The organism is Streptomyces sp. NTH33 (genome assembly GCF_003236365.1).
Lineage (GTDB): Bacteria > Actinomycetota > Actinomycetes > Streptomycetales > Streptomycetaceae > Streptomyces.
In genome coordinates this window covers 1-9,095 of record NZ_POTZ01000292.1, presented here as the reverse complement: position 1 = coordinate 9,095, position 9,095 = coordinate 1, and the positions used below count along the sequence as shown (strand labels likewise).

The window sequence follows — 9,095 nt, the reverse complement described above, 5'->3', positions numbered from 1 at the left end:
ACAGGTGATGAACCTGCGGGCCGGTGGGGTCTGGTCGCGCGCACGATGGGAGTCCCCCTGCTCGTCAAGAGCTTGGGGAAGGAGCCGCATATCAGCAGAGCCCCGCGCCCCTGTCCCCACCCGGCGGGACGGACGCCGGGTGAAGGAGACCTCGATGCGGAGGACGGGATGTACAGAAACCTGGCGGAGCTCGCCCACGCGGCCCTGACGGCGCCGGGCACCGGCGGGGCGCACGCCGTGCCCGTACGGCTCGACGGCGTCACCAGGGCTGCCGTGGCCGACACCTGCGTCCGTGGTGACCTCGGCTTCGCCCTGCTCCTGCACCGGCGCAAGGACGGCTTCGTCGCCGAGGAGCTCTACTCCTCCAGCCGCGGCGACGGCGGGTCGTGGGACGTCCCGGACCACCTGTCCGGAAGCATGCTGGGGTTCGACCCGACCAGTGACCGGGAGATCGCGAACGTCCTGCGCGGCGCCTCACTGGTCTTCGGCGGCGAGTCCGAGATGGAGCTGTACACCGGACGACCCCAGTCCGACGAGGGCTACGAACTGCTGCGTTTCCACCAGTTGCTCGTCACCCCCGAGGCCGATCACCTCGAGGTCGAGGACACCTCACCGGGGGCCGGTGGCGCCCCCGTCCGCACCCGCGGGGCGCCCGCCTCCCACTTCGCCGTCGTCGTCTGTTTCCCCGGTGAGCGCTTCACGGTCCGCGCGATGACAGGGAGCGGGACCGGCGCCCGGCCCCTGGGGGACTCCTGGGAACTGACCGGCCCCGACCCCGACCAGAGCCCCGGCGCTAGAAGACCGACTCCGCCTCGTCCATCCGGTCCTTCGGCACCGTCTTCAGTTCGGTGACCGCCTCGGCGAGCGGGACCATCACGATGTCGGTGCCGCGCAGCGCGGTCATGTGGCCGAACTCGCCGCGGTGCGCGGCCTCCACCGCGTGCCAGCCGAAGCGGGTGGCGAGGACGCGGTCGTAGGCCGTGGGGACGCCGCCGCGCTGGACGTGGCCGAGGATGACCGGCTTGGCCTCCTTGCCGAGCCGCTTCTCCAGCTCGTACGCCAGTGCCGTACCGATGCCCTGGAAGCGCTCGTGGCCGTACTTGTCGATCTCGCCCTTGCCGTAGTCCATGGTGCCCTCGGCCGGGTGGGCGCCCTCGGCGACGCAGATCACGGCGAACTTCTTGCCGCGGTCGAAGCGCTCCTCGACCATCTTGACCAGGCCGGCCGGGTCGAAGGGGCGCTCGGGCAGGCATATGCCGTGGGCGCCGGCCGCCATGCCGGACTCCAGGGCGATCCAGCCCGCGTGGCGGCCCATGACCTCGACCACCATCACGCGCTGGTGGGACTCGGCGGTGGTCTTGAGGCGGTCCATCGCCTCCGTGGCCACGCCGACGGCCGTGTCGAAGCCGAAGGTGCGGTCGGTGGAGGAGATGTCGTTGTCGATCGTCTTCGGCACACCCACCACCGGCAGCCCCGCGTCCGACAGCATCCGCGCCGCCGTCAGCGTGCCCTCGCCGCCGATCGGTATGAGCGCGTCGATGCCGAACCGGTGGATCATGTCGGAGGCGTTCTCGCACGCCTCGCGGAGCCGGTCGCGCTCCAGCCGGGAGGAGCCGAGGATGGTGCCGCCGCGGGCCAGGATGCCGCCCACCGCGTTGAGGTCCAGGGTCCGGTAGCGGCCGTCGAGCAGGCCCGCGTAGCCGTCCTCGAAGCCGATGACCTCGTCGCCGTACGTCGTGACCGCTCGGTGCACGACCGACCGGATCACCGCGTTCAGCCCCGGACAGTCGCCGCCTGCCGTGAGAACTCCGATACGCATCGTGCTGTGTCTCCTGCTCACTGTTGACACCGGTGATCCTGTCCGATTGTTCCATGTCCCGGGGGCGGTATCGGCCTGGCGGGCGCCTTATCTGCCGGCCGGGGTAGTGTCAAGCAGGAGGGTTCCGCCCACTTCCGCTCACCCCTGTGGGCGTTTTTCGCAGAACGCCACCGACGAGGAAACGGAGAGCCGCGTGACCCGCAGCGTGTACGTGACCGGCATCGACCGCGGCGACGGCCGGCAGGTCGTCGAGCTGGGAGTCATGGAGCTGCTGACCCGGCAGGTCGACCGGGTGGGCGTCTTCCGCCCCCTCGTGCACGACGGCCCGGACCGCCTCTTCGAAGTGCTGCGCGCCCGCTACCGGCTCTCCCAGGACCCGGCGACCGTCTACGGCCTGGACTACCACGAGGCGAACACGCTCCAGGCCGAGCAGGGCACGGACGAGCTGGTCTCCGCTCTCGTCGACCGCTTCCACCTGGTGGCCCGGGACTACGACGTCGTCCTGGTGCTCGGCACCGACTTCGCCGAGACGCAGCTCCCCGACGAGCTGTCGCTCAACGCCCGGCTGGCGAACGAGTTCGGCGCCTCCGTGCTGCCGGTCGTGGGCGGCCGCAGGCAGACCGCCGAGTCCGTGCTCGCCGAGACCCGCAACGCCTACCGCGCCTACGACGGCCTGGGCTGCGACGTGCTGGCCATGGTCACCAACCGGGTGGCCCGCGGGGACCGGGACCTGATCGCCGAGCGGCTGGCCGGCCGGCTGCCGGTGCCCTGCTGGGTGGTGCCCGACGAGCCCGCCCTGTCCGCGCCGACGGTCGCGCAGATCACCCAGGTCCTGGACGGCAAGGTCCTGCTGGGCGACGACTCGGGGCTGGCCCGGGACGTCCTCGACTTCGTCTTCGGCGGCGCCATGCTGCCCAACCTCCTCAAGGCCCTCACCCCGGGCTGCCTGGTCGTCACCCCCGGCGACCGCGCCGACCTGGTCGTGGGCTCGCTCGCCGCGCACAGCGCCGGCACCCCGCCCATAGCCGGCGTACTGCTCACCCTGAACGAGGCGCCGCGGCAGGAGATCCTCACGCTCGCCTCCCGGCTCGCCCCGGGCACCCCGGTCGTCTCGGTGGCCGGCAACAGCTTCCCCACCGCCGAGCGGCTGTTCTCCCTGGAGGGCAAGCTGACCGCGGCCACCCCGCGCAAGGCGGAGACCGCGCTCGGCCTGTTCGAGCGGTACATCGACGTCGCCGACCTCAGCAAGCGGGTCTCCGCGCCGAGCAGCGACCGGGTCACACCGATGATGTTCGAGCACAAGCTGCTCCAGCAGGCCCGCTCCGACAAGCGGCGCGTGGTCCTGCCGGAGGGCACCGAGGAGCGCGTGCTGCGCGCGGCGGAGGTGCTGCTGCGCCGCGGCGTGTGCGACCTGACGCTGCTCGGGCCGGTGGACGCCATCCGCAAGAAGGCCGCCGACCTCGGCATCGACCTCGGCGACGCGCAGCTGATCGACCCGGCCCGCTCCGAGCTGCGGGACGCCTTCGCCGAGCGGTACGCCCGGCTGCGCGCCCACAAGGGCGTCACGGTGGAGCTGGCGTACGACGTCGTCTCGGACGCCAACTACTTCGGCACCCTCATGGTCCAGGAGGGCCTCGCCGACGGCATGGTGTCGGGCTCGGTGCACTCCACCGCCGCGACCATCCGGCCCGCCTTCGAGATCATCAAGACCAGGGACGGGGGTACCTCCCAGGGCGGAGCCTCCGGGGGAGCCTCGCTCGTGTCGTCCGTGTTCTTCATGTGCCTGGCCGACAAGGTGCTCGTCTACGGCGACTGCGCCATCAACCCCGACCCGGACGCCGAACAGCTGGCCGACATCGCCGTCCAGTCGGCGGCCACCGCCGCCCGGTTCGGCGTGCAGCCGCGGATCGCCATGCTGTCGTACTCCACCGGCACCTCCGGCTCGGGCGCCGACGTGGACAAGGTGCGCGAGGCGACCGAGCTGGTGCGGCTGCGCCGCCCGGACCTGCTGGTCGAGGGGCCGATCCAGTACGACGCGGCCGTGGAGCCGTCGGTGGCCGCGACCAAGCTGCCGGGCTCGAAGGTCGCCGGGCAGGCCACCGTGCTGGTCTTCCCGGACCTGAACACCGGCAACAACACCTACAAGGCCGTGCAGCGCTCGGCCGGCGCGATCGCGGTCGGCCCGGTCCTGCAGGGTCTGCGCAAGCCGGTCAACGACCTCTCGCGCGGCGCCCTGGTCCAGGACATCGTCACCACCGTCGCCATCACCGCCATCCAGGCCCAGGCCCAGTCGCCCGCCGACCGACGTCCGAACGGAGAGCTTTCGACACCGTGAGCGCGACCCGCGTCCTCGTCCTCAACTCCGGTTCCTCGTCGCTGAAGTACCAGCTGCTCGACATGCGCGACGCGAGCCGGCTCGCCGCCGGCCTGGTCGAGCGCATCGGCGAGCAGACCTCCCACCTCCAGCACACCTGCGTCGGCACGGGTGCCACCCGTGAGCAGCACGGTCCGATCGCCGACCACGACACCGCCCTGAAGACCGTGGGCCAGGAGCTGGCCAGGGACGGGCTCGGCCTGGACTCCCCCGAGCTGGCCGCGATCGGGCACCGGGTGGTGCACGGCGGCATGTTCTTCACCGAGCCCACCGTCATCGACGACGCGGTGCTCACCGAGATCGAGCGGCTGATCCCGGTGGCGCCCCTGCACAACCCGGCCAACCTCACCGGCATCCGCACGGCCGTGGCGCTGCGCCCGGACCTGCCGCAGGTCGCCGTCTTCGACACGGCGTTCCACACGACCATGCCGGAGTCCGCGGCCCGCTACGCGATCGAGACGAAGGTCGCGGACCGGTTCCGGGTGCGCCGCTACGGCTTCCACGGCACCTCGCACGCGTACGTCTCCCGGGCCACGGCCGAACTGCTGGGCAGGGCGCCTCAGGACGTCAACGTGATCGTGCTGCACCTGGGCAACGGGGCGTCCGCCTCGGCGGTGCGGGGCGGGCGGTGCGTGGACACCTCCATGGGGCTCACCCCGCTGGAGGGGCTGGTGATGGGAACGCGTTCGGGTGACCTGGACCCGGCCGTCATCTTCCATTTGCGGCGCGTTGCCGGAATGTCCATGGACGAGATCGACAATCTTCTCAACAAGAAGAGCGGACTGTTCGGTCTGTGCGGCGACAACGACATGCGGGAGATACGGCGCCGGATGGACGAGGGCGACGACGCGGCACGGCTCGCGTTCGAGATCTACGTCCACCGGCTGAAGAAGTACATCGGCGCCTATTACGCGGTACTCGGCACGGTGGACGCGGTCGTCTTCACCGCCGGGGTCGGCGAGAACGCCGCCTTCGTGCGCGAGGCCGCCGTCGCGGGCCTGGAGGGACTGGGCCTGGCGGTGGACGGCGAGCGCAACGCCGTACGGAGCGGCGAGGCGCGGCTGATCTCGCCCGAGGGTGCGCGGGTGGCCGTGGCCGTGGTTCCCACGGACGAGGAAATGGAGATCGCGAGACAAACGTACGCACTGGTGGGAAACAGCGGCTGACAACGGCTGTCGACGGCTGATGACAGCCGAAGGCGGCTGATTTTCCATGCGCGCCTGAGCGCGGCTCCGCACATTTGTATCTTCCGCCAGACGGAATATTCCGTAGCGAAACAAACCGATAGGATCGCCCCATGCGCCGTTCGAAAATCGTCTGTACTCTCGGCCCCGCGGTCGACTCCCACGAGATGCTCGTCGCCCTGGTCGAAGCGGGCATGAACGTGGCCCGCTTCAACTTCAGCCACGGCACGCACGCCGAGCACCAGGGACGGTACGACCGCGTCCGCGCCGCCGCCAAGGAGACCGGCCGGGCCATCGCGGTCCTCGCCGACCTGCAGGGGCCGAAGATCCGCCTGGAGACCTTCGCCGAGGGGCCGGTCGAACTCGAGCGGGGTGACGAGTTCACGATCACCACCGAGGACGTTCCGGGCGACAAGCACATCTGCGGCACGACGTACAAGGGGCTGCCGGGCGACGTCTCGCGCGGCGACCAGGTCCTGATCAACGACGGCAACGTCGAGCTGAAGGTGCTGGACGTCGAGGGCCCGCGGGTGAAGACGATCGTCATCGAGGGCGGTGTCGTCTCCGACCACAAGGGCATCAACCTGCCCGGCGCCGCGGTGAACGTGCCCGCGCTGTCCGAGAAGGACGTCGAGGACCTGCGCTTCGCGCTGCGCATGGGCTGCGACATGGTCGCCCTGTCCTTCGTCCGGGACGCCAAGGACGTCGCCGACGTGCACCGGGTCATGGACGAGGAGGGCCGCCGCGTCCCCGTCATCGCCAAGGTGGAGAAGCCGCAGGCGGTGGAGAACATGCAGGACGTCGTGATGGCGTTCGACGGCGTGATGGTCGCCCGCGGCGACCTGGCCGTCGAGTACCCGCTCGAGAAGGTCCCCATGGTGCAGAAGCGCCTGATCGAGCTGTGCCGGCGCAACGCCAAGCCGGTGATCGTGGCGACCCAGATGATGGAGTCGATGATCACCAACTCCCGTCCGACCCGCGCCGAGGCCTCCGACGTGGCCAACGCGATCCTGGACGGCGCCGACGCGGTGATGCTGTCGGCCGAGTCGAGCGTGGGCGCGTATCCGATCGAGACCGTCAAGACGATGTCGAAGATCGTCAAGGCGGCCGAGGAGGAGCTGCTCTCCAAGGGCCTGCAGCCGCTGGTGCCCGGCAAGAAGCCGCGCACGCAGGGCGGTTCGGTGGCCCGTGCCGCCTGCGAGATCGCCGACTTCCTGGGCGCCAAGGGCCTGGTGGGCTTCACCCAGTCCGGCGACACGGCCCGCCGGCTGTCCCGCTACCGCGCGGTCCAGCCGATCCTGGCGTTCACCACCGACGAGTCCACCCGCAACCAGCTGGCGCTCAGCTGGGGCGTGGAGCCGCACGTGGTGCCGTTCGTCAACAGCACCGACGAAATGGTCGAGCTGGTCGATCAGGAGATGGTCAAGCTCAGCCGCTTCGCCCCCGGCGACACGGTCATCATCACCGCCGGCTCGCCCCCCGGTGTCCCCGGCACCACCAACATGGTCCGCGTCCACCACCTGGGCGGCGGCGGCCGCGACTGACCGCGCACGGTCCGTCCGTTGTGGCGCTGAGGGCGCCCCCTGCGAACAGGGGGCGCCCTCAGGCGTGTTGCGGCTCCCGGACGTCGCCCCGCAGGCTCAGTCGGTGGTGTAGAGGTGCATGCCGGGTACGTGGAGGTTGCCGCCGAACTGGGCCGCCTGGACCACGCGGACCTTGGTGAAGTAGATCAACGGGATGTTCAGCGGGGGCGGCTTGTCCGGGCTGAACGTGACCGGGACCAGGCCGAACAGGTTGCCGGAGATGCTCTCGGTGTACATCACCGTGTCGCCGCCCCGGATCGTGGACGTCGAGCGCGTGGCCGCCTGCACGTGGTAGGTCCTGCCGGACTGCTTGTCCTTCACCGTCTGGTGCAGGTCGCCGATGTCCGTGCCCTTGGAGATGACGTACTTCAGCACCTTCTTCACGGTGCCGTTGGCGGTCCTGACCTCGACGATGCCCTGGTAGTCGGCGCCCTTCAGCGTCAGCGAGCTGGCGTCCAGGTACCAGGGGTCGTCGGCCAGGAGCACCGTGTTGTCCACGCCGCCCACGGCGTCGGTGGCGACCGGGCAGTTCTCCAGGTCCGTGGTGGCGCTCGCGGACGGGCTCGGCGAGGCGGTGGCCTCGTCGGCCGCGTCCTCCACGGCCTTCCCGGCATCCTCGGCCGTCCCGGCAGCCTCGGACGCCGTGTCGGTCGTGTCCTTCACGGTGTCCTCGACCGTGTCGGTGACCTTCTCGGCGGCGTCCTTGGCGGTGTCGGACCCGCCCTTGTCCGCGGGGGCCGTGGCGTCCTTCGTCCCGTCCGCCGACGGTGCGGCGGAGGCGGACGGCGTGGCCTCGGCAGCGGGGGCCGCCTCGGAGTCCGGCTTGCCTCCGGTGAGGACGCCCCCGAGTGTGTCGCCGACAGCCCCCAGCAGACCGCCGCTCCTGCTCGCGGACTCCGACGGGGCCGGCGTGCCGGCGTCACCGGCACCCGAGCCGCCCGGTTTGCTCTCCGGGGCGGTGTCGGACGGCTTGGGCGCGGCCTTGTCGCCGGAACCTGAACCCGGCGAAGAGGACGTGCCCGAAGAGCTCTTGTCAGCGGTGTCAGCGGTGTCCGCGGTGTCCGCGGTGTCCGCGGTGTCCGCGGTGTCCGCGGTGTCCGCGGAGGATGTCGTCGAAGGGGCCGGCTCCGCGGCGCCGTCCTTGCCGCCCTTGTCGTCCTCGGCGGAGTCACCGGCACTCGCGGAGGCGGACGGCGTCGGCGAGGCCGAGGGCTCGTCCTCGTCCTTGGAGCCGTCCAGCGCCGCGACGCAGTCCTTGTACTCGTCGATCGTCAGGCTCTTGGCGGACGGCGTCGAGGGGTTGTTGTCGGCGACGGCGAGCGTCGACGTGAACCCCATCCCCATGAGGACCGCCGTCGGCATGGCCGCCATGGCGATGGCCTTGCCGGCCGGCATGTGGAACCTGGTGAACAGCGGCTTCCTGGGTGCCGCGTGGCGGGGCCCGGTTCTCGCACGGGACTCGTCCACCTCAGCCCCGTGGGCCACCTCGTCAGTCGGCACTGTGCCTCCCGTTCGCCCCGTTGGCGGGGCTCGTTCCTGACAGGTCGTTCGACTCGCTCGGCTCGCTCGTCCCGTCCACCGCCGTCTCGGTCGCGGCCTGCGGAGCACCGCCCTGGACCGGGCCGGCCTCCTCGACACCCTTCGGCGCGGGCGGTACGCCCTCCGCCCACGAAACGGCCATCGCGCCGCCGATGAGTGCGAGCAGGAAGCCGATGCCGAAGCCGCCGAAGTTGGACACGGGGATGGACACCAGCGCCAGCAGGATCGCCGCGACGCCCGCGAAGACCCGGATGTGTTTCTGGAACCAGAGGCTGATGCCCAGGACGACGAGCAGCACGCCGATGATCAGGGAGCCGGCTCCCGCGGTGGTCGCCATCGTCAGGGTCAGGTGACCGAGCTGGAGATGGGCGTACGGGAAGTACATGATCGGAAAGCCGCCGAGCAGGACGAGCAGCCCGGACCAGAACGGACGGGTGCCCCGCCAGGCGCGGAACTGCAGCCTCCGGCGGAGGAACTGGCCGGAGGCGGCAGGAGTCTCGGCGCTCATGGAAAACAGCTCCCTGGTGCGGCGTTGCTGTGATGAGGGTGGTGCTTCGTGGTGCGGGGGGTGTGAAGGAGCGGGTGAAGGGTGGGAC

Annotated in this window: 7 protein-coding genes; 4 read left to right on the top strand and 3 right to left on the bottom strand. The window is 70.9% G+C overall.

Annotation, left to right across the window (positions count from 1 at the left end):
- Positions 1-168: 168 nt before the first annotated feature.
- Positions 169-852 (top strand): hypothetical protein, encoded by a 684-nt coding sequence (locus tag C1I97_RS24545; protein WP_181446891.1) that lies wholly within the window; start codon positions 169-171, stop codon positions 850-852.
- On the opposite strand, the gene C1I97_RS24540 is transcribed toward C1I97_RS24545, so the two are convergent.
- The gene (locus tag C1I97_RS24540; RefSeq protein WP_111005351.1) at positions 794-1,819 is read right to left on the bottom strand and encodes an ATP-dependent 6-phosphofructokinase; all 1,026 of its coding nucleotides are present in this window, start codon (positions 1,817-1,819) and stop codon (positions 794-796) included. The genes C1I97_RS24545 and C1I97_RS24540 overlap by 59 nt on opposite strands.
- A gap of 193 nt (positions 1,820-2,012) precedes the next feature.
- On the opposite strand from C1I97_RS24540, the gene pta reads away from it, so the two are divergent.
- The 3 genes from pta (at position 2,013) to pyk (ending at position 6,921) form a co-directional block, all read left to right on the top strand.
- A complete protein-coding gene (gene pta, locus C1I97_RS24535; protein WP_111005350.1) occupies positions 2,013-4,154 on the top strand; it encodes a phosphate acetyltransferase in 2,142 nt (713 codons plus the stop codon).
- On the top strand, positions 4,151-5,359 hold the full coding sequence (locus C1I97_RS24530) for an acetate kinase (RefSeq protein ID WP_111005349.1): 1,209 nt from the start codon (positions 4,151-4,153) through the stop codon (positions 5,357-5,359). The genes pta and C1I97_RS24530 overlap by 4 nt, the downstream gene beginning before the upstream one ends.
- Positions 5,360-5,490: 131 nt before the next feature.
- On the top strand, positions 5,491-6,921 hold the full coding sequence (pyk, locus tag C1I97_RS24525) for a pyruvate kinase (protein ID WP_111005348.1): 1,431 nt from the start codon (positions 5,491-5,493) through the stop codon (positions 6,919-6,921).
- 96 nt (positions 6,922-7,017) lie between these two features.
- Here the strand turns inward: pyk and C1I97_RS24520 are convergent, their stop codons facing one another.
- Both C1I97_RS24520 and C1I97_RS24515 read right to left on the bottom strand, forming a co-directional pair.
- Entirely contained in the window at positions 7,018-8,460 is a 1,443-nt protein-coding gene (locus C1I97_RS24520) for a hypothetical protein (protein ID WP_111005347.1), read from the bottom strand.
- Positions 8,450-9,007, bottom strand: a complete 558-nt coding sequence (locus tag C1I97_RS24515; protein ID WP_111005346.1) for a DUF6114 domain-containing protein — start codon at positions 9,005-9,007, stop codon at positions 8,450-8,452. The genes C1I97_RS24520 and C1I97_RS24515 overlap by 11 nt, the downstream gene beginning before the upstream one ends.
- Positions 9,008-9,095 lie beyond the last annotated feature (88 nt).

What these genes read in the sequence shown, in the direction of transcription:
- C1I97_RS24545 (WP_181446891.1), top strand. Translation starts at nt 169, where the DNA reads ATGTACAGAAACCTGGCGGAGCTCGCCCACGCGGCCCTGACGGCGCCG.
- C1I97_RS24540 (WP_111005351.1), bottom strand. Translation starts at nt 1,819, where the DNA reads ATGCGTATCGGAGTTCTCACGGCAGGCGGCGACTGTCCGGGGCTGAAC.
- pyk (WP_111005348.1), top strand. Translation starts at nt 5,491, where the DNA reads ATGCGCCGTTCGAAAATCGTCTGTACTCTCGGCCCCGCGGTCGACTCC.
- C1I97_RS24515 (WP_111005346.1), bottom strand. Translation starts at nt 9,007, where the DNA reads ATGAGCGCCGAGACTCCTGCCGCCTCCGGCCAGTTCCTCCGCCGGAGG.